At 70.0% G+C, this 25,593-nt stretch carries 25 protein-coding genes; 7 read left to right on the top strand and 18 right to left on the bottom strand.

Annotated elements, in window-relative coordinates; translation table 11 throughout:
• The first annotated feature begins 104 nt into the window (after positions 1 to 104).
• Positions 105 to 1,760 carry a sensor histidine kinase gene (locus M2351_RS01700; protein ID WP_264654438.1) on the top strand — a complete coding sequence of 552 codons (1,656 nt, stop codon included), beginning with the start codon at positions 105 to 107 and terminating at the stop codon, positions 1,758 to 1,760.
• Positions 1,761 to 1,769: 9 nt separating this feature from the next.
• Here the strand turns inward: M2351_RS01700 and M2351_RS01695 are convergent, their stop codons facing one another.
• The 5 genes from M2351_RS01695 to M2351_RS01675 all read right to left on the bottom strand — a co-directional run bounded on the left by M2351_RS01695 (position 1,770) and on the right by M2351_RS01675 (position 7,114).
• Positions 1,770 to 2,306, bottom strand: a complete 537-nt coding sequence (locus M2351_RS01695) for a 3'-5' exonuclease family protein (protein WP_264654437.1) — start codon at positions 2,304 to 2,306, stop codon at positions 1,770 to 1,772.
• A 35-nt stretch (positions 2,307 to 2,341) separates the two neighbouring features.
• Complete coding sequence (locus M2351_RS01690) at positions 2,342 to 4,225, bottom strand: putative nucleotidyltransferase substrate binding domain-containing protein (RefSeq protein ID WP_264654436.1); 1,884 nt, start codon at positions 4,223 to 4,225, stop codon at positions 2,342 to 2,344.
• A gap of 115 nt (positions 4,226 to 4,340) precedes the next feature.
• Complete coding sequence (locus M2351_RS01685) at positions 4,341 to 6,053, bottom strand: cation acetate symporter (protein WP_264654435.1); 1,713 nt, start codon at positions 6,051 to 6,053, stop codon at positions 4,341 to 4,343.
• Positions 6,053 to 6,355, bottom strand: coding sequence for a DUF485 domain-containing protein (locus M2351_RS01680; protein WP_264654434.1), 303 nt, complete (start codon positions 6,353 to 6,355; stop codon positions 6,053 to 6,055). The genes M2351_RS01685 and M2351_RS01680 overlap by 1 nt, the downstream gene beginning before the upstream one ends.
• Before the next feature lie 219 nt (positions 6,356 to 6,574).
• A complete protein-coding gene (locus tag M2351_RS01675) occupies positions 6,575 to 7,114 on the bottom strand; it encodes a DUF1178 family protein (protein WP_264654433.1) in 540 nt (179 codons plus the stop codon).
• A 137-nt stretch (positions 7,115 to 7,251) separates the two neighbouring features.
• Between M2351_RS01675 and M2351_RS01670 the strand changes: the two genes are divergently transcribed.
• Entirely contained in the window at positions 7,252 to 7,860 is a 609-nt protein-coding gene (locus tag M2351_RS01670) for a class I SAM-dependent methyltransferase (protein WP_264654432.1), read from the top strand.
• 19 nt (positions 7,861 to 7,879) lie between these two features.
• Here the strand turns inward: M2351_RS01670 and M2351_RS01665 are convergent, their stop codons facing one another.
• Together M2351_RS01665 and M2351_RS01660 are read right to left on the bottom strand one after the other, a co-directional pair.
• Complete coding sequence (locus M2351_RS01665) at positions 7,880 to 8,614, bottom strand: hypothetical protein (protein WP_264654431.1); 735 nt, start codon at positions 8,612 to 8,614, stop codon at positions 7,880 to 7,882.
• A 23-nt stretch (positions 8,615 to 8,637) separates the two neighbouring features.
• Entirely contained in the window at positions 8,638 to 9,726 is a 1,089-nt protein-coding gene (locus M2351_RS01660) for a Do family serine endopeptidase (protein ID WP_264654430.1), read from the bottom strand.
• Positions 9,727 to 9,909: 183 nt separating this feature from the next.
• Between M2351_RS01660 and M2351_RS01655 the strand changes: the two genes are divergently transcribed.
• Positions 9,910 to 10,113, top strand: coding sequence for a hypothetical protein (locus tag M2351_RS01655; RefSeq protein WP_264654429.1), 204 nt, complete (start codon positions 9,910 to 9,912; stop codon positions 10,111 to 10,113).
• On the opposite strand, the gene M2351_RS45040 is transcribed toward M2351_RS01655, so the two are convergent.
• Complete coding sequence (locus M2351_RS45040) at positions 10,060 to 10,200, bottom strand: SH3 domain-containing protein (RefSeq protein ID WP_406567353.1); 141 nt, start codon at positions 10,198 to 10,200, stop codon at positions 10,060 to 10,062. The genes M2351_RS01655 and M2351_RS45040 overlap by 54 nt on opposite strands.
• A gap of 163 nt (positions 10,201 to 10,363) precedes the next feature.
• On the opposite strand from M2351_RS45040, the gene M2351_RS01650 reads away from it, so the two are divergent.
• From M2351_RS01650 to M2351_RS01640, 3 genes are read left to right on the top strand one after another with little or no spacing between them, the layout of a single operon-like run.
• Positions 10,364 to 11,344, top strand: a complete 981-nt coding sequence (locus M2351_RS01650) for a protein phosphatase CheZ (RefSeq protein ID WP_264654428.1) — start codon at positions 10,364 to 10,366, stop codon at positions 11,342 to 11,344.
• Positions 11,345 to 11,351: 7 nt separating this feature from the next.
• A complete protein-coding gene (locus M2351_RS01645) occupies positions 11,352 to 12,626 on the top strand; it encodes a pentapeptide repeat-containing protein (protein ID WP_264654427.1) in 1,275 nt (424 codons plus the stop codon).
• Between the two features lie 13 nt (positions 12,627 to 12,639).
• Positions 12,640 to 13,128 (top strand): NADAR family protein, encoded by a 489-nt coding sequence (locus M2351_RS01640; RefSeq protein ID WP_264654426.1) that lies wholly within the window; start codon positions 12,640 to 12,642, stop codon positions 13,126 to 13,128.
• 91 nt (positions 13,129 to 13,219) lie between these two features.
• On the opposite strand, the gene M2351_RS01635 is transcribed toward M2351_RS01640, so the two are convergent.
• From M2351_RS01635 to M2351_RS01610, 6 genes are all read right to left on the bottom strand, one after another.
• Positions 13,220 to 14,605 (bottom strand): heme biosynthesis protein HemY, encoded by a 1,386-nt coding sequence (locus tag M2351_RS01635; RefSeq protein ID WP_264654425.1) that lies wholly within the window; start codon positions 14,603 to 14,605, stop codon positions 13,220 to 13,222.
• Positions 14,602 to 16,296, bottom strand: coding sequence for a COG4223 family protein (locus tag M2351_RS01630; RefSeq protein WP_264654424.1), 1,695 nt, complete (start codon positions 16,294 to 16,296; stop codon positions 14,602 to 14,604). Before M2351_RS01630 ends, M2351_RS01635 begins: the two co-directional genes overlap by 4 nt.
• Positions 16,297 to 16,357: 61 nt before the next feature.
• Positions 16,358 to 17,149 carry a uroporphyrinogen-III synthase gene (locus M2351_RS01625; protein WP_264654423.1) on the bottom strand — a complete coding sequence of 264 codons (792 nt, stop codon included), beginning with the start codon at positions 17,147 to 17,149 and terminating at the stop codon, positions 16,358 to 16,360.
• A gap of 15 nt (positions 17,150 to 17,164) precedes the next feature.
• Positions 17,165 to 18,091: a hydroxymethylbilane synthase gene (gene hemC, locus M2351_RS01620; protein ID WP_264654422.1), complete on the bottom strand. Its 927-nt coding sequence runs from the start codon at positions 18,089 to 18,091 to the stop codon at positions 17,165 to 17,167.
• Between the two features lie 174 nt (positions 18,092 to 18,265).
• A complete protein-coding gene (locus M2351_RS01615; RefSeq protein ID WP_264654421.1) occupies positions 18,266 to 18,496 on the bottom strand; it encodes a YMGG-like glycine zipper-containing protein in 231 nt (76 codons plus the stop codon).
• 200 nt (positions 18,497 to 18,696) lie between these two features.
• On the bottom strand, positions 18,697 to 18,936 hold the full coding sequence (locus tag M2351_RS01610; protein ID WP_264654420.1) for a hypothetical protein: 240 nt from the start codon (positions 18,934 to 18,936) through the stop codon (positions 18,697 to 18,699).
• A gap of 336 nt (positions 18,937 to 19,272) precedes the next feature.
• On the opposite strand from M2351_RS01610, the gene M2351_RS01605 reads away from it, so the two are divergent.
• The gene (locus M2351_RS01605; protein WP_264654419.1) at positions 19,273 to 19,644 is read left to right on the top strand and encodes a hypothetical protein; all 372 of its coding nucleotides are present in this window, start codon (positions 19,273 to 19,275) and stop codon (positions 19,642 to 19,644) included.
• Between the two features lie 37 nt (positions 19,645 to 19,681).
• Here the strand turns inward: M2351_RS01605 and M2351_RS01600 are convergent, their stop codons facing one another.
• From M2351_RS01600 to M2351_RS01585, 4 genes are all read right to left on the bottom strand, one after another.
• Positions 19,682 to 20,482: an ABC transporter ATP-binding protein gene (locus M2351_RS01600; protein ID WP_264654418.1), complete on the bottom strand. Its 801-nt coding sequence runs from the start codon at positions 20,480 to 20,482 to the stop codon at positions 19,682 to 19,684.
• 25 nt (positions 20,483 to 20,507) lie between these two features.
• Positions 20,508 to 21,287: an ABC transporter permease gene (locus tag M2351_RS01595; RefSeq protein ID WP_264654417.1), complete on the bottom strand. Its 780-nt coding sequence runs from the start codon at positions 21,285 to 21,287 to the stop codon at positions 20,508 to 20,510.
• Between the two features lie 70 nt (positions 21,288 to 21,357).
• Complete coding sequence (locus M2351_RS01590) at positions 21,358 to 22,308, bottom strand: ABC transporter substrate-binding protein (RefSeq protein ID WP_264654416.1); 951 nt, start codon at positions 22,306 to 22,308, stop codon at positions 21,358 to 21,360.
• Positions 22,309 to 22,606: 298 nt separating this feature from the next.
• A complete protein-coding gene (locus tag M2351_RS01585; protein ID WP_264654415.1) occupies positions 22,607 to 25,582 on the bottom strand; it encodes a PAS domain-containing protein in 2,976 nt (991 codons plus the stop codon).
• Between the last annotated feature and the right edge of the window lie 11 nt (positions 25,583 to 25,593).

Raw genomic sequence — 25,593 nt, 5'->3', positions numbered from 1 at the left:
GGCGGTTGCCGGTTCAACGGGGCGGTTCAACGGGCGTACCCACGGAACCTTGCCTCGACGGTGGGTGTTGGCTTCGCCGGACCGGACCACCACATGGCGGCTCCATGCCCCTTCGCGCCCTTCGCTCCCACCCGTCCTTCCTCTACCGGCTGCCGGGCACGGCGCTGGTGCTGATCGTCTGCGCGGTCGCCATCGTGCTGACGCTCGGCCTGTCCGGCCTGTTCGCCTGGCGCGACCGCGAGGCGTCGATCCGCCACGCCCGCGACACCGCGGGGAACGTCAGCCTGCTGGTGGCCGAGCACGCCGCCCGGCTGGTGGAGACCAGCGACCTCATCCTGAAGCAGGCGGTCACGCTGGCCGGGCCGCCGGGCATGCCCCTGGCGAACGACCGCGCGGCCTTCGACCGCCTGACCGCGCTCGCGCGCAGCACGCCCTACGTCGTGTCGATCTGGCTGGTCGACGGCGACGGCAAGGCGGTGCTGACCACGCGCCAGTTTCCGACGCCGGACATGAGTTCGGCCGACCGGGACTTCTTCCAGACGCTGAAGACCGATGACGCGCTGTTCATCGGCCCGCTGGACAACACCCGCTTCACCCAGGAGCCGCTGATCCTGCTGGCCCGCCCGCTGGAGGCCGCTCCGGGCCAGTTCCGCGGCGTCGCCGTGGTGTCGGTCTCACCGCGCTACATCCGTGACATCTACAAGTCCTTCGACCTGGACTATGCGCGCTCCATCACCCTGCGCAAGGCCGACGGGACCATCCTTCTGCGCGAGACCGCCGGAGAGGATGAGTCCACAGATTCATCCGGGGCCGCCCCGTCCAGACAGGAACCGCAGATCGCGGTGGAGCGGCGCGTGGACGGCACGACCCTGATGGCCGAGGTGGCCATCCCGCGGGCCAGCGTGATGCAGCATTGGCACGAGCGGCTGTGGGCCTACGCGACCTACGGGCTGGCGGCGCTGCTGGCGGTGAGTGCGATCGGCACGCTGGCCATCAAGCGGACCCGCCGCGAACGCGAGGCGGAGGATGCGCTCCAGCACGCCTACGACACGCTGGAGGAGCGCGTGCACCAGCGCACCGCCGAGCTGGAGCACACCAACGCCCAGCTGGAATCCGCGGTGACCGACAAGGAGGTGCTGCTGAAGGAGGTGCAGCACCGCGTGAAGAACAACCTGCAGGTCATCTGCAGCCTGCTGCGCCTGCAGGCGGCGCGCATCGACGACACCGCGCGCCGCGCCTTCGACGAAAGCCTGCGCCGCATCCAGTGCATGAGCCTGATGCAGGAACTGCTCTACCGCTCCGACCAGCCGGCGCGCATCGACTTCGCCGACTACCTGCGCCAGCTCTGCGATGGGTTGGTGCGCTCCACCAACCCCACCGGCGCGCGGCTGACCGTGCAGGCGGAGCCCTGGACAGTGGACGTGGACCAGGCGACGCCGCTCGCTCTGATCGCCAGCGAGCTGGTGTCAAACGCGCTGCTGCACGCCTTTGCCACCGGCCATCCCGGCACGGTGGCCGTGGAGCTGCTGCCCTATCCGGAGGGCATGCGCCTGACCGTGCGCGACAATGGCGCCGGCCTGCCGCCGGGTGTGCCGAGCCCGCAGCGGAAGAACGGCGGGCTGGGGCTCGTCCTGGTCCAGGCGCTGAGCCAGCAGGCCAGCGCGTCGCTGCACATCGACCGCGGCTCCGCCGACCGGCGCGGGACGACCTTCACCCTGACCATCCCCGCCGACGGCCTGCGCCGCCCCAAGGCGGCGTGACGCCCATCGTTACGCTTCCAGCCGCAAACACACCATCGCCGCGGCGAGCGCGTGGGCGTAGGCGTCGTCGCCGGTCCGCGGCGGCAGGTCGAGGTCGCGCAGGATGCTGTCCAACCGCAGGTCCACCGCATTCTTGCCGGGAATCTTGGTCTTGCGCGCGTAGTAGAGGCTGGAAACCTCGACCGTCTCGTTCGGCAGGGGCATGCCGATCATCGGCTGCACCAGCCGGTCGAGCATCGCCACGGTGAAGTCCAGGTAATAGCCGACCAGCGGCCGGTTGCCGATGAAGCGCAGCAGGCGCGCCAGCGCCGGCTCCGCCGGTTCGGTCGGCCAGAAGGACAGCGCGAGGTGCTGGCTGGCCAGGATGCGCGTCCCGCGGATGCGCACCGCGACGACGCTGCGCAGGTCGGCCGTGGCCTTGTCGTAGGAGGTGGCCTCGCAATGGATCGCCACCCGCTCGCCCGTGTCCTCCTCGGCCAGAAGGAAGGCGTAGTCGGGGTCGGTCAATCCTTGGCCCTTCGCGCGGGCCGTGAAGTCGATCGGCATGCCCGGCACTCCCCAATGGATCTAACGGTTGGACATCAGTGATTCAGGTGGAAATGGTAGGCGATGAATTCCTTGAACTTCTTCACCAGCCCCAGGCAATCCTTGAACTGGTCGCGGTCGAGCTTGCCGAGGTCTTCCATGCGGACGAGGTTGTCGGTCTGCGTGCCGGCCGCGGAGCTGTCCACCCGTGCCTTCAGCCGCAGCGTCGACAGGAAGGTGAAGGCCTCCGCCAGTTCCCCCGCGAAGCCGCGGTCGAGCACGCTCCGGTCGGCCAGCGCCCAGAGGCGGTCCACCGTGTTGGTCTCGGCCATGTGCTTCTCCAGCGCCAGGGCCCGGATGCCGTGCACGATGGGGAAGATGCCGGCCTTCTTGATGTCCAGCGCCTCGTTGCGCCGGCGCTCGAACAGGCCGCCGAACAGGCCCGACGGCGTGTCGAAGGCCAGCGCCGGGCGGGCGAAGGCGGTGAAGAACATCTGGTTGTCCTGCAGGCGCGAGAGCAGGTAGCCCTTGACCTCCGCCAGCAGGGACGCGTCGCCGGCCACCGCCGCGGCGTCGTAGAAGATGGCGAGGTTCATCGACGCCGTCTCGTCCGGCCGGTGGATCCAATGGAAGACCGCGTCCTTGTAGGCGGCCAACGGGCGCGTCCAGTCCGGGTTGGACACCATGATGTTGCCAGGGCACGGTGGGTAGCCGAACTCCACCAGCCGCGCGGTGAAGGCTGCGGTCACCTCCTTCAGGGTCGGGCATTCATAGCCGTCGCGCAGGATCAGCCCGTTGTCCTGGTCGGTCTTCAGCAGCTGTTCGCCACGCCCTTCGCTGCCCATCACGATCAGGCAGGAATTCGCCAGCAGGTCCGGCGGGGCCAGCAGTTCGAACAGGCGGCGGAAGATCTTGCGGTTCAGCTCCGTCACGAGGTCGGCGATGAAGGACACCTTCACCCCCGTCCCGTGCAGGGTGCGGATCAGCCCGACGATGTCCTGGCTGGCCTGGGCGAGATCGTCCGGCGACACCGCGCGGTCCACCCGCAGCGCGATCACCTGGGAATGGTTGGACAGCAGGGCCAGCAGGTCGGCTTGCTCCAGCACGCCCGCCACCGCGCCATGCTCCATGATGACCAGCCGGCGGACCGAATGCTTGGCCATCAGGATCAGCGCGTTGAACAGCAGGTCGTCGCGGTCGAGCGTCAGCAGCTCGTAGCGCGCGACCGGGCCGACCGGGCTGTCCACCGGGCAACCGTCCAGCAGCACGAGGTCGCGCAGATCCGTCCCCGTCAGGATGCCGATCCGGCCGCCCGGAGCGCCGGTTTCCGCAGCGTTCCCCTCCCGGACGAGCACGCTGCTCGCCTGGTTCCGCTTCATGGCCAGCGCGGCGTCGCGCAGGCTGTCCGCGGCGTTGACGAAGACCGGCGGGTGCAGGTAAGCCTGCCGGATGCGCGCCATGGTCAGCGCCGCCATCTCGCGGTTGGCCCGCTCGCTGGACAGCGCGCGGAGCTTGTCCCCAAAATCCTGGTAGATGCAGTCGCCGAAGGCGGGGTTGTCGCGCGCCAGTTCCACCAGCGCCTGCCGCGGGACCAGATGGCAGATGGTGTCCTCCGCCGCGACGCAGGCGACGGCTCCGCCGCCCTCCCCTGGTCTGCCGTCCGGCCCGCCCGCCGTGTCGTCCCCGAACAGCGCCTGCAGGCCGAAGCTGTCGTGGGGACCGTGCACCGCCGCCACCTCGCCGCCCCGGCGTTCCTGGACCAGCCCCCGCATGACGACGTAGAGGCAGTCCGCCCGCTCGCCCGGCTTCAGGATCACGCTGTCCTTGGCGTAGAGGCCGAGGTCGAGACTGGCCGCGAGACGCGCCTGTTCGGCCGGGGTCAGGCGATCGAAAGGAGGAACGGCGAAATCGAAAGCGCCGGAATCAAGAGAGTCGGACAAGACCCGCTCCGCTGAGCAAAGGACATATAAAAAGGCGCCCCAAGAGCGTGTCTTGGGGCGCCTGGAAGATTACACCAGCTCCGCTGCGCGCGGAAGGTGGGTGCGACCATATGCTTTAGTGGGCGGACGCGCCTTCGGCACCCAGGCCGGTCTGCGACCGGATGTACTGGGCCTCGTAGGCCTTGCGCTCGTCCTGGGCGGTCTGGCTGTTGTCGGTGATCGAGAAGAACCAGATCGCGATGAAGGACAGCGGGATGGTGAACACGCCCGGGTTGTCGTACGGGAAGATCGCGGCCGGGTTGCCCAGCACCGACTTCCACACCGTTGGGCCCAGCACCAGCAGCGTGACCGACGAGATCAGGCCCATCCAGCCGCCGATGACGGCGCCGCGGGTGGTCATCTTGCCCCAGAACATCGACATCAGCAGGATCGGGAAGTTCGCCGAGGCCGCGATGACGAAGGCGAGGCCGACCATGAAGGCCACGTTCTGGTTCTCGAACGCGATGCCGAGGAAGATTGAGACGATGCCGATGATCACGGTGGTGATCTTCGACACGCGGATCTCGTCATGCTCCGACGCGCGGCCCTTGGCGATGACCGAGGCGTACAGGTCGTGCGACACGGCCGAGGCGCCGGCCAGCGTCAGGCCCGCGACCACCGCGAGGATGGTGGCGAAGGCCACGGCCGAGATGAAGCCGTAGAACAGGCTGCCGCCCACCGCGTTCGCGGTGTGGATGGCCGCCATGTTGGAGCCGCCGATCAGGTCGGCCGGGTTGGCCAGCTTGCCCGCCGCCGGGGCGGCCTTCAGGAACGGATAGGCGCCGTTCGCGTCCGGGGCCAGCAGCAGCACGATGGCGCCGAACCCGATGATGAAGGTCAGGATGTAGAAGTAGCCGATGAAGCCGGTCGCGTAGAACACCGACTTGCGGGCTTCCTTGGCGTCCGACACCGTGAAGAAGCGCATCAGGATGTGCGGCAGGCCGGCGGTGCCGAACATCAACGCCATGCCCAGCGAGATGGCCGAGACCGGATCGCTGATGAGGGCGCCCGGCGCCATGATGGCGAGGCCCTTGGTGTGGACCTGGGTGGCCTTGGCGAACAGGGCCTCGGGGCTGAAGCCGAACTTGGCGAGCACCGCGAAGGCCATGAAGGACGCGCCCGACAGCAGCAGCACGGCCTTGATGATCTGCACCCAGGTGGTGGCGAGCATGCCGCCGAAGGTCACGTAGGCGATCATCAGGACGCCGACGAGCACGACCGCGACCATGTAGTCCAGGCCGAACAGCAGCTGGATCAGCTTGCCCGCGCCGACCATCTGGGCGATCAGGTAGAAGGTCACCGTGGCCAGCGAGCCGCAGGCGGCCAGCGTGCGGATCGGGGTCTGCTGGAAGCGGTAGGAGGCCACATCGGCAAAGGTGTACTTGCCGAGGTTGCGCAGGCGCTCCGCCACCAGGAACAGGATGATCGGCCAGCCGACCAGCCAGCCCACCGAGAAGATCAGCCCGTCGAAGCCCGACGTGTAGACGAGGCCGGCGATGCCCAGGAAGGAGGCCGCCGACATGTAGTCGCCGGCGATGGCGAGGCCGTTCTGGAAGCCGGTGATGCCGCCGCCGGCGGCGTAGAAGTCCTTGGCCGACTTCGTGCGGCGCGCGGCCCAGAAGGTGATGCCGAGCGTCAGCAGCACGAAGATCAGGAACATGACGATCGCTTCGTAGTTCGTCGCCTGCTTCTGAACCTGACCCTCGACCGCCGCCGCGTACACCGACGCGGGCACGAGCGCACCGGCCGCGGCGGCCGCGGCGCCCAAACGATTGACCAGCGAACGCATCACTTCGACTCCTCCATGATCTGCCGGTTCAGCTCGTCGAATTCGCCATTCGCCCGGTTGACGTAGATGCCGGTCAGGATGAAGGCCGAAACGATGGTGAACAGGCCGACGGGGATACCCCAGGTGGTCACACCGGAACCGATCGGGGTGCCGAGGAACCCCTTGCCGAACGCGACCAGCAGGACGAAGCCGTAGTAGATGACGAGCATGGCGATCGACAGCGTCCACGCGAACGCGCTGCGCTTCTGCACCAGCTCCTGGAATTTGGGATTCGCGAGAATCCTCTGAGCGTTTTCTTTCATAGTGCGTCCCCTCGCGAGTGCCGAGCGATTTTTGACGGGTCATATTAGACACTCTGAGCCTATGGTCTTTGTAATGCTCTGTCCCGTCAACATTTTTGATGTGGAACAACCGCTAAAAAGCGGCTTGACTAAGCTCGGCACGGTTGTTCCGGAGCGGCCGTCGCGCAGTCTGCGCGATCGGCACGCGAGGAGAACGTTGGATAACGTGTGACCAGAACCTCAGGAGTTCGTGCGGGGAAGCCAAGGGATGCGATGAAATGCCACACCCTCCTCGCGCAACTCTTCCACATCCTTGGCGGAAGCTTCGCCGTAAATGCCGCGCGGGTCGCTTTCACCATAATGGATGCGGCGCGCCTCCTCGGCGAAGCGGTCGCCGACGTAGTCGCAGTTCTCCTCCACCGTGCGGCGCATCTCGGTGAGCTGCCGCATCATCTCCGCGGCGAAACGCTGGCGCGCCTCGTCGGCCGGAACCGGGGCCGGAGCCGAGGTCTGTGCCGCCCCCTCCGCCGGGGCCGGCATCACCGCCTGGGCCGCGGGTGAGGGTGGAGCGGCGGGCGGCGCGGCGTCCGGCGGGGGAGCCGTCTCCTTGCCCCGCCCCTTGGCGATGTTGGGCGCCATCGGGGCCTTGGCGATGTGGGTGTCGCCGCAGACCGGGCAGGCGATGGATCGCGAAGCGGCCTGCGCCTCGTAGGCGTCGCCGTTGCGGAACCAGGCCTCGAATCGGTGGTCGGCCGTGCATTTCAGAACGAAGAGGATCATGTCCCCGTCGGATGCTCCAAGGTGTTGAACCGGAAGTGCTCGGCCGCTAATTCAGCACGGCGCGCCGTCACCGTCAAACGTCGCCCGTCCGCGCCCCGTCCGTTGTCCCGCCCGTCCGTCCCAAGGGAGCCCCGCCCGTGTCCGCGCCGCCCTCCACATCGTCATCGCACGCCGCCCTCAACCCCCCGTCCCCCTGGGTCGCGCGCTTCGCGCCGCTGGTTCCGGCGGGGGGCACGGTGCTCGATCTCGCCTGCGGGTCGGGCCGCCACCTGCGCCATTTCCTCGCCCGCAACCACCCGGTGGTCGGGGCCGACCGGGACCTGCGCGGCGTCGCCGACCTGACCGGCACGCCGGGCGTGGAGTTGGTGGAGACCGACCTGGAGGCCGGGGAACCCGTGCCGCTGCTGACGGCACGGCGCTTCGCCGCCATCGTGGTGACCAACTACCTGCACCGCCCCCTGTTCCCCGCCCTGCTCGACGCGCTGGAACCAGGCGGCGTGCTGATCTACGAGACCTTCGCCATCGGCAACGCCCGCTTCGGCCGCCCCTCCTCCCCCTCCTTCCTGCTGCGCAGCGGGGAACTTCTGGCGGTGGCGCGGGATCGGCTTCAAGTCGTCGCCTACGAGCATGGCGAGGTCGCCTCGCCGAAGGCGGCGGTGATGCAGCGGATCTGCGCCGTCAACGACCGGGCGCCCGGCGAAGGCCTGGACGGCGACCCGGAGCCGCGGCCGCTGCCCGCACCATAGCGCTTAGTCCTCGTCGTCCCTAGTCTTCGTCGTCCAGCGTGTCGAGGCTGAGTGGGCGGACCTCCAGGCGCGGGTCCGTCACGCGGGGTTCCGGCTGAGGCAGCGGCGCAGCCGGCCGGGGGCCGGCGGCGCGGCGCGGCGGTCGGATCGGCTTGTTCACCGCCCCGGTCGGGCCGATGCTCGGCTCGTCGCCGAAGTCGGGCAGCGGCGGGCAGCGCTCCATGACCGCGCGCATCAGCCCGGCGATGCGGTCCGCCTGCACGCGCAGGGACTGCCCGCGCTCCCCGTCGTACAACGGGTCGTCGAGGAACTTGCGCACCTCCATCAGCGCGCGCAGCTCCACCCCGACGATCTCGTGCGTGCCGATGGGCAGGGCCTTCACCCGCGCGAAGGTGCCGAAGAAGCCGACGCTTTCCTCCACGAACAGGATCACCATGCGGGCGTGCAGGCGTTCCAGCGCGGTGGTCATCGGCCCGATCAGCTCCTCCATCTCCTGCGGGGCGGCGTCCAGCCGCTCCTGGGTGACGGCGGCCAGTGCGAAGAAGTCGCGCACCTTCTTGGTGAACTTCCGGTAGCGCCCCATGCCGCCCACGGAAACGCGCTCGCGCGCCGTGGCCGCCAGCACGCCCGCCTTCTTCAGCATGGCGTCGAGCTGCATGAGGAGCTTGGCGACCTCGCGCTGGCGCTGGGCCGCGCCGACCACGGGCGCGGCCGGCGCCTGCGGCCGGCGGGGGAGTGGGGGGCGCCCGATCATTTTTGGTTGTTTCCCATCCGGGGCTATTTCGCCGTGCGGACGGTCAGGGTGCGCTCGTTGCCGCCGCGCAGGATCGTCACCTGAGCCGGCGTGCCGACGCGCAGCAGGCCGAGCCGGTTGCGGAAGTCGGTGGCGCTGCGCACCGGGCGGCCTTCCACCGCAACCACCACGTCGCCGCTGCGGATGCCGGCCCGGTCTGCGGGCGAGTTGGGCTCCACCTTGGCGATCACTGCGCCGGCGTCGCCGGTCAGGCTCATGCTCTCGGCGATGTCGGGGGTCAGGTCCTGGATCGCGACGCCCAGCCGGCCGCGCCGCACCTCGCCGTATTCGACCAGCTGCTCCATCACCGACCGCACGATGCTGACGGGGACCGCGAAGCCGATGCCGACCGACCCGCCGGCCGGGCCGATGATGGCGGTGTTGATGCCGATCAACTCCCCGTTGAAGTTCACCAGCGCGCCGCCGGAGTTGCCGGGGTTGATCGACGCGTCGGTCTGGATGAAGTCCTCGTACCCCTCCACCTTCAGCCCGCTGCGGCCGAGCGCCGAGATGATGCCCGACGTCACCGTCTGGCCGAGGCCGAAGGGGTTGCCGATGGCCACCACGAAGTCGCCGACCTTCAGCCGGTCGGAATCGCCCCAGGGCAAGGCGGTCAGGTTGTCGGCACCGATCTGAAGCAGCGCGATGTCCGTCGCGGCGTCGCGCCCGACCAGCTTGGCGCGCAGGCGCCGACGGTCCTTCAGCGTGACCGCGATCTCCTGCGCGTTCTCCACCACATGTGCGTTGGTGACGACGTAGCCGCGCCGCGCGTCCACGATCACGCCGGAGCCGGCGCTGACCTGCGGCCGCGCCTCCTGCTCCGGCACGTTGAAGAAGCGGCGGAAGAAGGGGTCGCGCAGCAAGGGGTTCTCCGCCTGCGGGGCCCGCGACAGCACGGCGATGTTCACCACCGCCGGGGTCACCTGCTCCAGCATCGGGGCGATGGTCGTGGCGCCGCCGATGCCCGCGGGCAGCGCCGCCGACGCCGGGGCCGGTACTCCCCCGCCGATACCGGCAAAACCCAGGAGCCCGGCCACGCACGCCGCCGCCGCGAACCGAACCGTCCTCTTCATCACGATGACCCTCCGGGATCTTTATTGGAAATCTGTGCCGGAGCGGCAGATTTGGGAGAAAACGGCGGGCCGTGCAAGCCCTCGCGCCGTTGTGGGAGCCATATGCCCGTTGCGGGAGCACTATGATTGTGCCGGGTTCCGGTTGCGGAGTATAGGTGAAGCTGGTTGAGGACCGAAATGCCGATGCCCCCGAAACACCGCTCCCCGAACGGCCAGCCGGCGGTGCCGCTGGCCGCGATGCCCTTCGAAGCCATGCGCATGGCGACCGCGGCCTGGCTCGTGTCCGGCGCACCCTTCTTCTGGGCGCCACCCCTGTGGATTTTCGCCCTGATGTCACCCCACCGGCCAAAGTGCGGAGGAGGGGAAGGCACCTCGTCTCCCCCCTGATTCAGCCCTGATCCATCCCTGATCCCTCTGGCCACCCGTCCCCGGCGTCGCGAAAGGTGCGACATCGCGTAGCTGTGGAAGATGCATTAAGGCTTTCTTTAATACGGCAATGCGACGCAGGCATGGGCGGGTGCTGTGCGCCGGCTTTGCCGCGGGGCGCGGGCGGGAGTATCGTCAGCGTCACCGTTCGATCGGCGCATGGCCGGTCGGCACCACTTCAGGACCCGGGGCTCCGCCGACGGTGACGGATATGAGCGACGTTCCTCTGCTGGAACTGACCGAGCAGGACTATCTCCAGATGGAGGAGGCGCTGTCGCAGACGGCGCGCGGCCGCGCCTTCCTGCGCATGCGGGACCGCCGGTCGCGCGCGATCGTGACGGACGACCTCAACCGCGTCACCAACGCGCTGGAGCAGCAGGTCAACCGCCTGCGCGGCGTGGAGCCGGGCGCCATCGCCCGTATGCCCTCGGCGGCCGGGCCGGCCAGTGGGCTTACCGATGGGCTGGCGCTCCAGCAGGAGCTGACGGCGATCACCCAGGTGGTGCGCGAGACGCGCAGCGACATCGCCGCACTCCGCCCCGCCGACACCGGATCCAACCGCATCGAGGCGGCGACCGGGGAACTGGACGAGATCGTCGCCGCGACGGAGCGCGCGACCACCGACATCCTGAACGCCACGGAAAAGATCCAGGAGATCACCCAGGGCATCCCGCGCAGCGACCCGGACATCGCGGAGATGGTCGACGCCATTGAGGCCTGGTGCATCGAGATCATGACCGCCTGCTCCTTCCAGGACATCACCGGCCAGCGCACCACCAAGGTCGTCAACACGTTGCGCTACATCGAGCAGCGCGTGAACACGATGATCGAGATCTGGGGCGTGGAGCGCATGGCCGAGGCCCCGGCGCCCGAGACGGCAAGCTCCCACCGCAAGCTGGGCGACACGCGCCCCGACGCGCACCTGCTGAACGGCCCCCAGCTGGGCGGGCCGGAGGTCAGCCAGGACGACATCGACGCCCTGTTCGACGGGCTGGCCAGCCAGATCCCGCAGGTGATGGAACGGGCGGAGCCGGCGGCCCACCCCGCGCCGCCCCCGCCGCCTCCCGCCCCGCCCGCCCCGTCCGCCCCTCCGTCCGTTGCAAAGCCGGCCAGCCCTCCCGCTCCGCCTCCCGATCCGTCGGGCGGCGGCGCCGAGATCTCGCAGGCCGACATCGACGCGCTGTTCGCCTGAGGGGCCCATGGCAAACGACGGCACCCTCAAGTCTCGAATACGGCTGACGCAGGACCAGCTGGACCGCGTCTGCGAGCGCCATGTGCGCTTCACCGAGGGGCGGCCGAACGGAGCCCGCGCCAACCTGCCCTTCTTCGACCTGTCGGGCCTGGACCTGTCCGGGCGCAACCTGACCGGCGCGCACCTGTCGGGCGCCATCCTGCGCGACGCCAAGCTGCGCGGCACCATCCTGGACCACGCCGACCTCTACGGCGCCGACCTGCGCAACGCCGACATGACCGAGGCGCGGCTGTTCCGCACCGACATGCGGGGGGCGAATGTGCGCGGCGCCATGCTGGACGGTGCCGTGATGGTCGAGGTTGACCTGCGCGACGGCAGCATGGCGAACCGCAGCGCGTCGGGCGAGCTGAAGGTGGTCGGGTTCGAACCGGGGCCGGCCGACATGGCGTCGGCCAAGCTGACCAACGCCGACATGGCGCGCGCCAAGCTGTCGGGCAGCTTCGCCCGGGCGGCCGACTTCACCAACTCCCGCCTGAACGGCGCGCGGCTGCAGCGCACCGATCTGCGCGATTGCAACTTTTCCGGCGCCGACCTCCAGGGGGCGGACCTGAACGGCGCCGACCTGCGCGGGGCGAAGCTGGATGGCGCCAAGGTGTCGGACGGCGACCTCGCCCTGTCCATCCGCACCGACGCGGAGGCCGCCGCCGCCGCCCTCGCCCCCCAGACGCCGATCCACGAGGATGCGGAGGAAGAGGCGGAAACCCGCCCGGTCCCGAGCGCGGCGGAGATCGAAAAGCTGCTGCGCCAGCATCTGCTCTGGCTCGGCACCAGCGGGGCGCAGGGGCAGCAACTCGACCTGTCGGGCATGAACCTGGATGGGGCCGACCTGTCGGGCAAGGTGCTGACGCTCGCCAAGGGCTCCGGCGCCCGGCTGCGCAACGCACGGCTGAAGGGCACGCAGCTCCAGGCGGCGCAGCTGGACGGGGCCGACCTGCGCTCTGCCGACATGCGCGGGGCGGACATGCGCGGCGCCAAGCTCGACCGCGCCATCCTGATCGACGGCTGCCTGGACAAGGCCAACCTCGGCACCCTGGCGATCAGCGCGGGCGCCAAGATCATGCGCTCCTCGCTGGTGCGGGCGCGGCTGGCCGGCGCCTCGCTGACCGAGACCAACCTGAAGGGCTGCGACCTGACCATGGCCGACCTGACCGGCTGCAGCCGCGTCGGCGCCATCTTCGACGAGGCGATCCTCGAAGGCACGCGCCTCGGCAAGACCGGCTGAGGGGGCGCTGCCGGTGTCGGGGCCGGCGCCCGCGGGCTTCACCTTCTTCTGGGATGGACCGCTGTCGCAGTGGCATTCCAGCCCCATGACCGTCGCCGGCCGGCGCTACCTCTGCGCCGAGCACTACATGATGCACGCCAAGGCGCTGCTGTTCGGCGACGCCGAGACCGCCGCCCTGATCCTGGACGAGCCCGAGCCGGTGCGGCAGAAGAGCCTGGGCCGCCGCGTCCGCGGCTTCGCGGAGCCGGTGTGGGAAGGCGCCCGGCACGCCATCGTGGTCACCGGCAGCCTCGCCAAATACAGCCAGAACCCCGACCTGCTCGCGATCCTGCTCGCCACCGGCGGCACGCGGCTGGTGCAGGCGAGCCCCATCGACCGCGTTTGGGGCATCGGCCTGGCCGCCGACGACCCGCGCGCCACCGACCCCACGCAATGGCGCGGCCTGAACCTGCTGGGCGACATCCTGACGGAGGTGCGCGACGCCCTGCGGGCGGTGCGCTGAGGGGCCGGCACCCCCATGAAAAAGCCCCTCCCCGCCGGGGCGGGAAGGGGCCAGGAACCAACAGCGTGCAAATGCGACCGTGCAGATGCGGCTATGTCGCCGACTGCGGCACGGCGGGGCCGATCGGGCGTTCGGACGGCTGGTGCGTGATGGCGGTCGTGGTGGACTCCGGCGCCATCAGGGAGACCGTCATGGTCGGGGCCTTCCATTCCAGGCTGTCGAAGGCGCCGCAATGGCCGCACAGGCCGCCCCAGGTCGGGCTGACCGCGTTGCAGGCGGTGCAGGTCCAGGACGGATCGGCCGGCGCCGCGGCGGCTTGGGCCAGCCAGGCGCGGGCGGCTTCCTCGTCCTGCCGCTCCTCCCGCTCCAGTTCCGCCAGAAGACGGTAGAGCCGGCGGGACGGCTGGAGTTCCAGCGCCTTGTTCAGGTGCGTGCGCGCCTCGCCCCAGAGCTGGACGGCCAGCGAGACCTGGGCCAGAGCGATGTGCGATTCGGCGGCGTTCGGGGCCGCGACGCGCAGCTTGTCGGTCAGCTTCACCCGGGTCAGCGGGTCGTAGTTGGCGAGCACGTCCCGGTAGGCGTCGGCCAGATCCGGGTGCGGGTTGATGCGCCAGGCGCGCTCGACGGCCTTGGCGGCCGGACGGAGCTTGCCCGCGGCGGCGAGCAGCCGGGCGACGCGGGCCGCAGCCGGGACGAAGCCCGGCACGAGGTCGTGCGCCGCCTGGGCGTGCGACAGGGCGGCGTCGGCGCGGCCGCGGCGCTCCGCCTCGAAGCTGCGCTCGATCAGCAGGGTCGCGCGGTGACGCCGCCCCTGCTCGGAACTGATGGCGCCGGCCTGGACCGCCTGCTGCAGGGTGCCCTCGGCCGCGGCCCAGTCACCGGAGCGGGCCTCCAGGTCGTAGAGCGTGCCGAGCAGCCAGGGCGTGTTGGGCTGAAGCGACTGCGCCCGGCGGGCGAGTTGCAGCGCCTCCATCCGGTCGCCGGCCTTCAGCGACTGGGTCAGCAGACCGCGCAGGCCGAGGAAGGCCGTCTCCGGGCGGTCGAGCATGGCGGTGAAGTATTCCTTCGCCGCGCGGTCGTCGCCCTGGAGCTGGGCGGCCTGGGCCGACAGCAGCATGGTCAGCGGCGGCTCGTTCAGCAGGCCGTCGGCCTTGCGCGCCATCTTGCGGGCGGTGGCCGCGTCGCCGGCGGCGACCGCCACCATGCCGCGGGTCAGCGCCTTGTAGCCGCGCTCGCGCCGGCGGGAGCGGCTGTAGCGGCCCAACGTGCGCGGCGCGCGGATGATGCCGCGCACCACCCGGTACAGGAAGACGGCGAAGGCCAGCACCGCGGCGGTGATCAGCACGGCGATGCCGAAGCTGGTCTCGACGGCGTAGCCCTGCCAGTTGATGTTGACGGTGCCCGGCCGGTCGGCCAGCCAGACCGCGATCCCGACGACGATCGCGACCTTGATGAGGAACCAGATCGCACGGGTCATTGCGCGGCCCCCTTCTCGCCCGTGGCACCGGCCGACTGCGACAGGAGCCCGATGGCGCGGGCGGTCAGCTGCTGGCCGGCCTGGTTGGCGGCCAGGCGCGCCTTGGCGTCGGCGATCCAGGGTGCCGCGGTGGTGGCGGCCGGGCCCTTCAGCGCCGACAGCTCCTCGATCGCCTTGCCCAGGTTGTTCTCCTGCAGCGACGCCTCGGCGCGGGCGACCACGGCGTCGGCGCTGTCGCCGACCACCCCGCCGCCCTGGCGGCGCACGGTGACCAGCGTGGCGAGCTTGCCGGTGACCTGGTTGATCCAGTCGCCGCCCTCGCCCTGGTTGGCGGCGCGCACGATGTCCGACGACAGGGCCTGGAAGCGGTCGGCCAGCTGCGGCTGCGTCGGCACGCCCTTGCCGGCGTAGGCCGACACGGCGTCGAGCGGCTGCGTGACCTGCGGGTCGCTGACGCCCAGCGCGCGGACGGCCTGGAGTTCCTGCTGGAACGGCTGGCCGGTGGCGAGCGCGGAGCGCAGCTGTCCGGCGGCCAGCACCAGCGCCTGGGCGGCGGTGGCGGCGTCGCGGCGGGTTTCCACCGCCTGGTTGACGGAGGCCACGGACTGGTTGACGGAGGCGAGCTGCTGCTTCAGCCCGTCCACCTCCTGGCGGAGCTGCTCGGCGGCCTGGGTGTTGCTGCCCACGGCGGCGACGCGCTGCTCGATGCCGCCCAGACGTTCGGCCAGCTGGTTCACGCGCGGATCCGGCTGCGCCTCGGCGCTGCCGGCCTGCTGGACGCGCTGGTCGAGCTGGTCGATGCGGCCCGACAGCTGGCGGAGCGCGTTCTCCAAAACCTGCGGGTCGACACCGCCCGCCGCAGCGCCGTTGCCGCTCGCGGCCGGGCGCTGTTCAAGCTTGCCCACGCGGTCGGCGATCTGCTGGAGCTGGCCGCGCAACGCCGGGTCGGGCTGTGCCACTGGAGCCGGGGCCGGGGCGGCGGCCTGCTGGGCGGCGCCGTCACGGCTGGGCCAGCCCGGCACGCGCGGGCCCCACCAGGGCTCCGACAGGGCGGCGGCGCCGACGATCAGGGCCAGCAGCGACACGGCGGTGGCGAAACCGGCGCCGGAGCGGCGCTCTTCGCGATGAACCTCGCGCACCGGCTCATAGCTGGTGGTCGGCGGCACCGGTTCGACGATGGGGGGCGGTTCGAAGGCCGGCGGTTCGACGCGCGCGGTCTCGTCTGCCTTCGCGGCCTCGGACGCAGGCGACTCGGCGTGCGGGCCGGCGATGATGACCGGCTCGGTCCCCGGAAGGGTATCGGCGGGCGGAACCACCGGTTCCACGCCTTCAGGCGCGGCCACGGCGTCCGGCGGCAGCGGGGTCACCGAGTCGGCGGCGTCCGGAGTGGTGTCCGTGGTGGCGCGGTCCTCGCTCGGGGTGGCGGCTTCGAGGTCGGCCTCGTCCAGCGTGATCCGATGCTTGGCCGCGGCGGCGCGCAGGTCGGCGTGGCGGTTCAGCGGGATCGCGCCGCGCTTCTTCCAGCCCTGGACGGTCGTCACGGGGATGTCCAGCTTGTGCGCCATCGGGCGGATGCCGCCGAAGCGTTCGATGATGCGCTCAACGGCGGGGCCGCCGGCAGCCGGCGAAGAATCGGACGGCGTGGGACCGTTCGGATCGGCCTCGTGATTGGAGCCTGGGCGAGGGGTCATGGGGTGCCTTCTTGGTCGCTGTTGGTCTCGACGAACGCCACAGCCCCGTCGCCGGATGCGCTCAAGCCCGGCCCTTGCGGCCGGACAAATCCGGCAGCAGGCCGAGCAGCGAGTCCTGCTCCGGTCGCGGGGCCACCCGTACGCCTTGCCACGGTGTCACTCCCAAGTCACCGTTCAAGGCGCCGTCCAGAGGACTGTACGCGCGGGCCGCCTCCGCAACCGCGGGGCTGAGGCAGAGCGCGTCCACTGTACGACAGCAGTCGAGCAGCCCCGCCTCGGCGACCAGCCTAACAAACGAACGGGCGGTACGGGGAGAGAAAAACAACACGCCGTCGAGTGTGCCCGTACGCAGCAACCCAGCCGTATGGTCGGAGAGTCGCACGCTTGGAACGGCGTCGTACAGCGCCTCGCGCCGCACGAGAAACCCTGCTTCCGTCAGCATTCCTGACAGATCGCCGGCAACCTTGCTGCCTGCGACATGAAGTAGCGCCCCGGCCCCGGGCACGCAGCGCGCCCGGACCAGTGCCGCCAGCGCGTACACGTCGCCGGACGCGCTTTCCACATGGTGGAAGCCGACGGCGCGCGCCGCCGCCGCGGTCGCGTCGCCCACGGCATAGGCCGGCAGGTCACGCCGCCCTGTACGTCTGGCATAGCTGCGTACGCCATTCGCACTCGTGAAAAGGAGTGCCTGTACGCCGTCCAGGTCAAGGTCGGGCCCGTCGCGCTGGACGATGTCCAGCATCGGCTCGACCGAAGCATCGAAGCCTTCGGCGCGCAGGCGTGCGGCCAGCGGTTCGGCGTCCTCCGCCGGGCGGGTAACCAGCAGGTGCGGCGGCCGCATCGCCTCTGGCATGGGCCGGACAGCCCGTTACGGCAGGAAGAAATCGGGCGGCAGGACCGCCTTGATCTCCGCCCCGGCGTCGGCGCCGAGCGCCACGGCGTCGACCGCGGCTCCCGCGCGCTCGGCCCGGAAGACCTGGCGGCCGTCGGGCGACAGCACCTTGGCCTTCAGGGTCAGCCGGTCGCCGTCCAGGGTGGACAACGCCGCGATGGGCGTGCGGCAGGAGCCGTCGAGCGCCGCGAGCAGCGCGCGCTCCGCCCCCACGCGGGCTGCGGTCTGGTGGCAGTGGAGCGGGGCGAGCAGCGCGCGGGTCGCGTCGTCGGCGCTGCGGATTTCGATGCCGATGGCGCCCTGGGCGACGGCGGGCAGCATCACCTCGGGCTCCAGCACGGCGGTGATGCGGTCGGTCAGGCCGAGCCGGCGCAGGCCGGCCAGCGCCAGAAGCGTGGCGTCCACCTCCCCGGCGTCAAGCTTGGCGAGACGCGTCTGCACGTTGCCGCGGAAGGGCACGACCGTCAGGTCGGGGCGCCGCTCCAGGATCTGCGCCTGTCGGCGCAGGCCGGCGGTGCCGACCACAGACCCGGCGGGCAGGTCGTCCACGCCCTGGCCGGCGCGCGAGAAGAAAGCGTCGCGCGTGTCCTCCCGCGGCAGCAGGGTGGAAATCTCCAGCCCGTCCGGCAGCCAGGTCGGCACGTCCTTCATGGAGTGGACCGCCAGGTCCGCGCGGCCGTCCAGCAGCGCGTCCTCCAGTTCCTTCGTGAACAGCCCCTTGCCGCCGGCCTCGGCCAGCGTGCGGTCGAGGATGCGGTCGCCCGTTGTCTTGAAGACGACGATCTCGATCGCGCCGGGGGCGGCCAAATGCGGGTGCGCCGCGATCAGACGGTCGCGGGTCTCGTGGGCCTGCGCCAGCGCCAGCGGGCTGCCGCGCGTGCCGATGCGGAGCGGTTGGGTCATGAGCGGAGTGTTCTAGGCCATCCGCAGCCGTTTGCAAGCGTTGGAGATGCGCGTGCTACTCTTTGGTGAGACGGCGGGGGGCCCGTCGCCCGCTCCGAGCCCCCGACCGCGCATGGCATACAAGGGTGCGCGCCCGCTGCCGGGGCAAAGGCCGCCCGCCCTTACCGTCGTGCCTTACCGGCGGTGGCGGCCGTTGTCCGCGGTGAGGGCGCCGACCGCAGCGCCGGCCGCACCGCCGATCACGCCGCCCATGACGGCGCTGCCGCCGGTCATCGCGCCGATGGCCGCACCGCCCGCAGCACCAATGGCGCCGCCGGACAGCGTCCGCTGCTCCCGATGGTTGAGATTCTCGCATCCCGCCAGCAGCAGGCCACCGACCAGAATCACAGCAAACTTCTTCAACATGGTTCAATCCGTTTCTTTTGGCCCGTTTCTCTTGGCCCGTTATTCAGGCTCGCATTCAAGCGCGGCCGCGTCCCGTGTCGCGGCCGCGCTCATGCTTACGGATTGAACGTTCGCTTGCGTGTGACTATTCCAGGGTATCGAAAGGGGTAGGAGTCTCCGTGTGTGCGGAACGGGGATTCGGGTGGGGAACGTGCCCCGCGTCAGGGCTTGCCCTGCGACTGTGCGCCGGGCTTCAGCTGCGGGTCCTCACCCTTGGCGTGGCGCTTGCCCTCTTCCTCCGCGCGTCGCAGCTCGTCGCCTTCCGGGCCGTCCACGGCGTCGCGAGCCCGCTTGGCGTCGCCTTCGACGTCGTGGTGCTGGACATGGTCCTGGACGCCCTTGCGGTATTGGGCGTCGGCCGTGCGGTTGCCTTCTCCTTCGTTGCGGGGTTCGGCGGCCATATCGTTTTCCTCCTCCTGTGGGAGCGCTGCGGGGCAACCATGTGGTTGCGCTTGTTCAACCCCGCCGCCCGCTCGAAGTTTCACCAGTTGCCGGACGTGGCCTTCCCGGGGCCTCCGGAAGGAGGGCCACCCGGCGCAGTGATTGCCCGCAACAGATAAAATTTTAGAAAATATTTTGTAGAATTCAGGGAGACCGACCAAGTCCCGGAATGGTTTACACAAGTAAACGATAATTTGCCGCTTTACTTCGCCGCTGGTTCGGCGGAAAGTTGAGACACGTAACGACCGGTTCCCGTATGGAGGGACCGGCACCCGAACAGGTTCCAGGAATCGACCATGTCACTGACCGCCCGGCCGCAAGCCATCGCCGCCACCTCGCCCTGCCGTCCGAGCGACCGCCGCGAACGTCATCCCCTGCCGATGGTGGGCGGCCACGCCGACGGTGTGCTGTTCGGCCAATTCTCGGCGCGCGCCGACACGGCGCCGCACCCCGTCACCCAGGCGCGGCCGCAGCCCGCGGCCGGCCAGCCTTTGGCGCAAGCCGTCCATATGGCCGCCACGGGCGTGTGGGTGGTGAAGCGGAACGGCCGCGTCGCGGAGATCAACGGCAACGTCCATTGGGACAGCCAAGCCACGCTGGCCGCCGACGCGGAACGCGCGGGCATCGCCCTGTCGGACATCGTGATCCGCACGGGCGCCATCGAATAACGCGGGACGGGGCGGCGTGGGTAGCCGCCCCCGGCCCTTACGCCTCCATGCTCAGCGTCTTGATGGTCTCGACGCGGATTTCCTCGGTCAACCGCTCCTTGTAGGCGGCGAACTCCGGCGTGGTCTTGACCTTGTAGGAACGCGGGTGCGGCAGCTCGATGGGCACGTCGCACTTGATGCGCCCCGGGCGGGCCGACATCACCACGACGCGGCTGGCCATGAAGATGGCCTCGTCGATGTCATGGGTGACGAACATCACCGTCTTGCGGTGCTGCTCCCAGATGCCCAGCAGCAGCTCCTGCATCACCTCGCGCGTCTGGTGGTCCAGTGCGCCGAAGGGCTCGTCCAGCAGCAGCATCTTCGGGTCGTTGGCCAGCGCGCGGGCCAGCGCCGTGCGCTGCTGCATGCCGCCTGACAGCTGCGCCGGGTAGTGGTTCTCGAACCCCTTCAGCCCGACCTGGGCGAGGAAGCGGTCGGCGACAGCCAGTTGCTCCGCCCGCGCCACCCCGCGTTCCCGCAGGCCGAAGCAGACGTTGTCGCGCACGGATAGCCAGGGGAACAGCGTGTAGGACTGGAACACCATGCCGCGGTCCGGGCCGGGGCCGTGGACCGGCTGCCCGTCCAACAGCACCTCGCCGGCGCTGGGCGTCTCCAGCCCGGCGACGATGCGCAGCAGGGTGGACTTGCCGCAGCCCGAGGGGCCGAGGATGGTGATGAAGTCGTTGTCGGCGACCTCCAGGCTGGTCGGCTCCAGCGCGCGCGTGGCGGCGGTGGTGCCGGACGAGCCGGGGCGGCCGGGGAAGGTCTTCTCGACCCGGCGGATGGACAGCTTGCTCATGATCCGCCCCTTATCGTCCAACCCATCATCGTGATTTGGCCCACGGGAAGAGGCGGGCGTTGAGCGTCCGGAAGGCCAGGTCGGTGACCAGCCCGATGACGCCGATCACGAAGATGCCGAAGATCATCTGCCCGGTGTCCAGGAACCGCTGCGCGTCGATGATCATGTGCCCGATCCCGCGCGAGGCGCCGACCAGCTCCGCCACGATCACGTAGGTCCAGGCCCAGCCGAGCACGAGGCGCAACGCCTCGAAGATCTGCGGGGATGATGCCGGCAGCAGCACCCGCCGCACCACGCCGTCGCGCTTGGCACCCAGCGTGTAGGCAGCCTCCACCAAGTCCGTGCGGATGCCGGACACGATCACCGCCACCATGATGATCAACTGGAAGACCGAGCCGATGAAGATGACCAGGATCTTCTGCATCTCCCCCACCCCGGCCCACAGGATCAGCAGCGGGATGAAGGCGGAGGCCGGCAGGTAGCGGGCGAAGGACACGAAGGCCTCGAAGAAGGCCTCCACCGGCTTGAAGGCCCCCATCAGGATGCCGAGCGGCACGGCGACCAGCGCCGCCAGCGCGAATCCCGCCAGGACGCGCCACACCGTGACGGCGATGTCCGTGGCGAAGCCGAATTCGGTGAACAGCGCCCAGCCGGCCTTCAGCGAATCGCCGGGCGAGGCCAGGAACAGCGGCTTCACGAAGCCGCCGTAGGTCGCGATGCCCCAGCCGAGGAAGAACAGCACGAAGCAGGAGATCCCCAGCGTCGTGCGCAGCGCCGGGGCGACCGGCTTCAGCGGGGTGAACAAGGCGGCGCGCCTTCCTCCCCCGCCTTGCGGCGGGAGAGGGTCGGAAACGGATTGGGCCACGCGGCTGCCCTCACTTGACGAAGGAGGCGTCGACCATGCCGTCCAGGCTGGGCGGCGCCTTGCGGATCAGCTTCGCCTCCAGCATGACGTCCTGCACCTCCTTGAGGAAGGTCGGCATGGTCTTGGTCAGGTATTCCTGGTTGCCAGACTTGTCGTACCAGCGCACGAACTTCGCCGACTCGGCGAACTGCTCCGGCGTCTGGTTCACGTCGCGGCCCATGATCTCGAAGGACTTCTTCTCGTCCTTCTTGATGGCATCCAGTGCTTCGAACCAGCTGTCGACGAAGGCCTGGACCACCTTTGGGTTCTTCTTGATGTAGTCGGGCTGGAAGGCCAGCGTGTCGATGATGACGCCGGGCGTCTGGTCCGACGTGACGAGGATCTTGCCCTTCGCCTCGCGCACCTTGGACAGGTACGGCTCGTAGGTCACGGCGGCATCGAACTGGCCGGCGACGAAGGCGTTGGCGGCGTCGGACGGCTGCAGGTTGACCGAGGTCACGTCGTTGATCGATTGGCCGTTCTTCTTCAGGACATAGGCCAGCCAGAACTGCGGCACGCCGCCGTACTGCACGGCCACCTGCTTGCCCTTCAGGTCGGCGACGCTGTTGATGGCGTCGCGCACGACGATGCCGTCGCCGCCGTGCGAGCTGTCGAGCACCAGCACCTGCGTCACGTCCACGCCGGAGGAAGCGTAGAGGATGTGCGTGTCGACCGTGGTGGTGATCGCCTGCACCTCGCCCGCCGCCATGGCTTGGTGGCGGTTGGAGGTCGGCATCTTCTTGATCTCCACCTCGATGCCGTTCTTCTTGAAGATGCCGGTTTCCTTGGCGAGCGTGATCGGCGCGAAGCCGGTCCAGCCGCTCATCGCCACGGTCACCTTCGTCTGCGCCGGGGCCGCCGCCGCCCACAACCCGGCGAGCGCCGCCGCCAGGGTGCCGACCATCCAGGACGTCGTCTTCATCGTGCCAACCTCTCCCGTTATTGTGCCCGGGACGGATCGCAACCGTCCCGTGGCCCGGTTTTCTGTCGGCAACATTGTGCACGGGCGACAGGCGGCTGGGAAGACGGGGTTGTCGCGATCCTTGCTGACAACAAATTCTACACGGATTTCGCGGATTTGAGCACGGATTGCACGGATTTTTCTTTAATCTTGCTCCGCGTGGCTCCATCGAAAAGCGCGCGCCTAGCAAGTAAAAATCGATCCGCGTAATCCGCGCTACAATCCGTGAAATACCGGTTGTCCCCAACGGAGCCGGCGCCTAAGCCGCGCCGGCGCTGGCCATCAGCTTGCGCAGGTCGTTGGGGAAGACGGGCTTATGCAGGATGCGGAAGCCCTTGCGCTGGGCCTCGTCCAGCCGTTCCGGGGCGGTGTCGCCGGTCAGGATGATGCCCGGCACGTCCGTCCCGACCAGCCCCTGCACGGCGGCCAGCGCCTCCGGACCGGTGCGGCCCTGCTGGAGCTGGTAGTCGGCCAGCACGACCTGCGGGCGGCGGCCGTCGGCGCGCAGCCGTTCCAGCGCCTGGTCGCCCGACCGCGCGGTCAGCACGCTGTAGCCCCAGCCTTCCAGCATGGCCTTGAGGCCGAGCAGGATGATCGCCTCGTCGTCGATCACCAGCACCATGCCCTTGTTCACGCAGTCGTTGGCGACCTGCCGCAATTCCACCGCGGCGGCCCGGGTCTTCTCCGCGGCGACGCGCGGCAGTTCGACCGAGAAGACGGACCCCCGCCCCTCCGTCGACCGCACGCCGACCCGGTGGCCGAGCAGCTTGCTGAGGCGCTTGACGATCGCCAGACCCAGCCCGAGGCCTCGGTCGCCGTTGGTGTTCAGCTGGGTGAACTCCTCGAAGATCTCGTCCAGCCGGTCGGCGGGGATGCCGATGCCGCTGTCCCAGACCTCCACGCGCAGGCCGCCCTTGGTGCGGCGGCAGCCGATCAGGATGCGTCCCTTGCGGGTGTAGCGCAGGGCGTTCTCGATCAGATTGCGCAGGATCCGCTCCAGATGCGCCGGGTCGGTGCGCACCCAGGCACGGGTCGGTACGGCGCGCAGCATCAGGCCCTTCTGGGCGGCGCGCGGTGCGTATTCCGCGACCAGCCGGCCGAGCACCTGGCCCATCCGCACGTCGGTCTTGGTGACGGCGATCTTGCCCGACTCCAGCCGCGACATGTCCAAGAGCCCGTCCAGCAGCCCCTTCAGCGTGTCCAGCGACTGGCGCATGTTGTCCAGCAGCGGCAGGCCGGGGTGACCCTGCAGCCGGTCGCCCAGCGCGGCGGCGAACAGGTAGAGCGACTGCACGGGCTGGCGCAGGTCGTGGCTCGCCACGGCCAGGAACTTGGACTTGCCGGCCGCGGCGGTCTCCGCCGCCTCCCGCGCGCGGCGCAGGTCGGCTTCCGCCTGCTTGCGGCCGGTCACGTCCACGGCGGCGCAGGTCACGCCGACGATGCTGCCGTCCGGGCCGCGCAGGGGATCCACGGTCAGGTCGTAGAAATGGTCGCAGCCGTCCTGGCGGATGCGCACCTCGTCGCGCACGCCCTCGCCGGTCAGCAGGACGCGGCGCTTGATGGCGGTGACGGAGTCGGCGTCGCCGTGGTCCTCGAACACCTCGTGGTCGGTCTTGCCCACCACCCGCTCGGCCGTGTAGCCCAGCGCCGGGTTGTGCATCCAGGTGTAGCGCAGGTCGCGGTCCTGGTTGAACACCGCCACGCCGGAGTTGCGCAGCGCCGTGCGGAAGCGCTCGTTGGTGACGCGCAGCGCCTCCTCGGTGGACTTGCGCTCGGTGATGTCGGTGGCGGAAACGATCAGGTGCGTGACGCGGCCCGCCGCGTCCAGCATCGGGGTCAGCGCCACGTCCACGATGATCTGCCGGTCGCCGGCCAGCCGGATCGCGGCGTCGAAGCGGGAACGCTCTCCGTGCGCCGCACGGGCCACGGCCGCGCGCAGCTGCTCGCGCCCCGCCGAATCGAACGACCACCAGGACGTCTCGTGGAAGGGCCGGCCCAGGATCTGGTCGGCCGGCAGGCCCGCCGCCTCAATGGCGGCGCGGTTGACCTGAAGCACCTCGCCTGTTGGGGCCAGCACGCCGATGAAGGCCGGCAGCGCGTCCAGCACCGCGCGCAGATGCTCTTCCGAGCTGCGCAGCGCGCGCTCCCGCGCTTCCAGCGTTCCGGCCATGGCGTCGAAGGCGGAGCCGAGCTGCCCGATCTCCGACGTGCGGTCGGCCAGCCCGGCGCGGGCGGTCGAGTCGCCCTCGCCCCAGGTCTGGGCGGCGCGGATCAGCACGGCCACCGGGCGGCGGATGAACAGCGTGCCGCCGATCCAGGCGGCGGCGATCGCCACCAGCAACCCGGCCAGCGTCAGCAGCAGGCCGTGGCGGGTCGAGCGGTCGATGTTGCCGATGGCGGTGGTGTGGTCCAGCCCGACGCTGATGAACAGGTCGCGCACGCCGCGCCGCGCCGAGGAGTAGGCGAGCACGCGCGTCACCCCGTCCAGCCCCGGCATGGTGGCGACCCCGCCCCGCTCGTCGCCGACCAACTCCAGATAGGCGGGCGGCACGCGCTCGCCGCGCTGGGCGATGCCGTTGGGCAGCTTGACCAGGATGTTGCCGTTGCGGTCGGTGACCAAGAGGCTGGCGTTCTCCGGCAGCGGGCGCGCCGCGAAGTTGGCGGACAGCCACGGCAGGTCGAGGCCGAGTGTCACGACGCCCGCGATCTCCCCCGCCTCGTTGCGGAAGGGAATGGCGAAAGGCAGCGTCCCGGTGGCGGGGGTTGATTCCGGGCCCTGAGTCTTGTCCTTTGCGCCTGGGTCCGAAGCACCGGGCGTCCATTCGCCGACGACGAAGTGACCCTCCTCCATGGCGCGGCGGATGTGCGGCAGGGACGTCGGCAGGCGGGCCGGCGCGTCGGCGGCGCCGCTGCACAGCACGGTGCCGTCGCGTCCGACCACCGCCAGGCTGCGGTATTCGGGGGCAAGCCGCGTGAGGCGGGCCAGATGCTCCCGGCAGCGGCCAAAGTCGCCGGCGCGCAAGGCCGCCGATTCCGCGATGGAGGTCACCATCAGCCGCGCACCATCCACGATCCGCGCCTGTTCACCCTCGACGAGATGCAGAAGGCGCTCCGCCTGGGCGGCGACCTCCTCCTCGCGTTCGGCGCGGAACTGGAACACCCCATAGGCCTGGATGCCGACGGCCGGCAACACGGCGAGCAGCACCAGCACGAAAAGGCGGGCCAGCAGGGTCATGGTGTCTCGGG

Origin of the sequence: Azospirillum canadense, from assembly GCF_025961225.1 — a bacterium.
Lineage (GTDB): Bacteria > Pseudomonadota > Alphaproteobacteria > Azospirillales > Azospirillaceae > Azospirillum > Azospirillum canadense.
This window is presented reverse-complemented; position numbering and strand designations above follow the sequence as displayed.

Excerpts from the sequence above, each read along its gene's own strand:
- hemC (WP_264654422.1), bottom strand. The coding sequence starts at position 18,091 with ATGACCCAACCGCTCCGCATCGGCACGCGCGGCAGCCCGCTGGCGCTG.
- M2351_RS01615 (WP_264654421.1), bottom strand. The coding sequence starts at position 18,496 with ATGTTGAAGAAGTTTGCTGTGATTCTGGTCGGTGGCCTGCTGCTGGCG.
- M2351_RS45040 (WP_406567353.1), bottom strand. The coding sequence starts at position 10,200 with ATGCATCTTCCACAGCTACGCGATGTCGCACCTTTCGCGACGCCGGGG.
- M2351_RS01665 (WP_264654431.1), bottom strand. The coding sequence starts at position 8,614 with ATGATCGGGCGCCCCCCACTCCCCCGCCGGCCGCAGGCGCCGGCCGCG.
- M2351_RS01585 (WP_264654415.1), bottom strand. The coding sequence starts at position 25,582 with ATGACCCTGCTGGCCCGCCTTTTCGTGCTGGTGCTGCTCGCCGTGTTG.
- M2351_RS01630 (WP_264654424.1), bottom strand. The coding sequence starts at position 16,296 with ATGACCCCTCGCCCAGGCTCCAATCACGAGGCCGATCCGAACGGTCCC.
- M2351_RS01625 (WP_264654423.1), bottom strand. The coding sequence starts at position 17,149 with ATGCCAGAGGCGATGCGGCCGCCGCACCTGCTGGTTACCCGCCCGGCG.
- M2351_RS01695 (WP_264654437.1), bottom strand. The coding sequence starts at position 2,306 with ATGCCGATCGACTTCACGGCCCGCGCGAAGGGCCAAGGATTGACCGAC.
- M2351_RS01635 (WP_264654425.1), bottom strand. The coding sequence starts at position 14,605 with ATGACCCGTGCGATCTGGTTCCTCATCAAGGTCGCGATCGTCGTCGGG.
- M2351_RS01610 (WP_264654420.1), bottom strand. The coding sequence starts at position 18,936 with ATGGCCGCCGAACCCCGCAACGAAGGAGAAGGCAACCGCACGGCCGAC.
- M2351_RS01655 (WP_264654429.1), top strand. The coding sequence starts at position 9,910 with ATGCCCCCGAAACACCGCTCCCCGAACGGCCAGCCGGCGGTGCCGCTG.
- M2351_RS01680 (WP_264654434.1), bottom strand. The coding sequence starts at position 6,355 with ATGAAAGAAAACGCTCAGAGGATTCTCGCGAATCCCAAATTCCAGGAG.
- M2351_RS01700 (WP_264654438.1), top strand. The coding sequence starts at position 105 with ATGCCCCTTCGCGCCCTTCGCTCCCACCCGTCCTTCCTCTACCGGCTG.
- M2351_RS01660 (WP_264654430.1), bottom strand. The coding sequence starts at position 9,726 with ATGAAGAGGACGGTTCGGTTCGCGGCGGCGGCGTGCGTGGCCGGGCTC.
- M2351_RS01605 (WP_264654419.1), top strand. The coding sequence starts at position 19,273 with ATGTCACTGACCGCCCGGCCGCAAGCCATCGCCGCCACCTCGCCCTGC.
- M2351_RS01600 (WP_264654418.1), bottom strand. The coding sequence starts at position 20,482 with ATGAGCAAGCTGTCCATCCGCCGGGTCGAGAAGACCTTCCCCGGCCGC.
- M2351_RS01685 (WP_264654435.1), bottom strand. The coding sequence starts at position 6,053 with ATGCGTTCGCTGGTCAATCGTTTGGGCGCCGCGGCCGCCGCGGCCGGT.
- M2351_RS01590 (WP_264654416.1), bottom strand. The coding sequence starts at position 22,308 with ATGAAGACGACGTCCTGGATGGTCGGCACCCTGGCGGCGGCGCTCGCC.
- M2351_RS01650 (WP_264654428.1), top strand. The coding sequence starts at position 10,364 with ATGAGCGACGTTCCTCTGCTGGAACTGACCGAGCAGGACTATCTCCAG.
- M2351_RS01675 (WP_264654433.1), bottom strand. The coding sequence starts at position 7,114 with ATGATCCTCTTCGTTCTGAAATGCACGGCCGACCACCGATTCGAGGCC.
- M2351_RS01645 (WP_264654427.1), top strand. The coding sequence starts at position 11,352 with ATGGCAAACGACGGCACCCTCAAGTCTCGAATACGGCTGACGCAGGAC.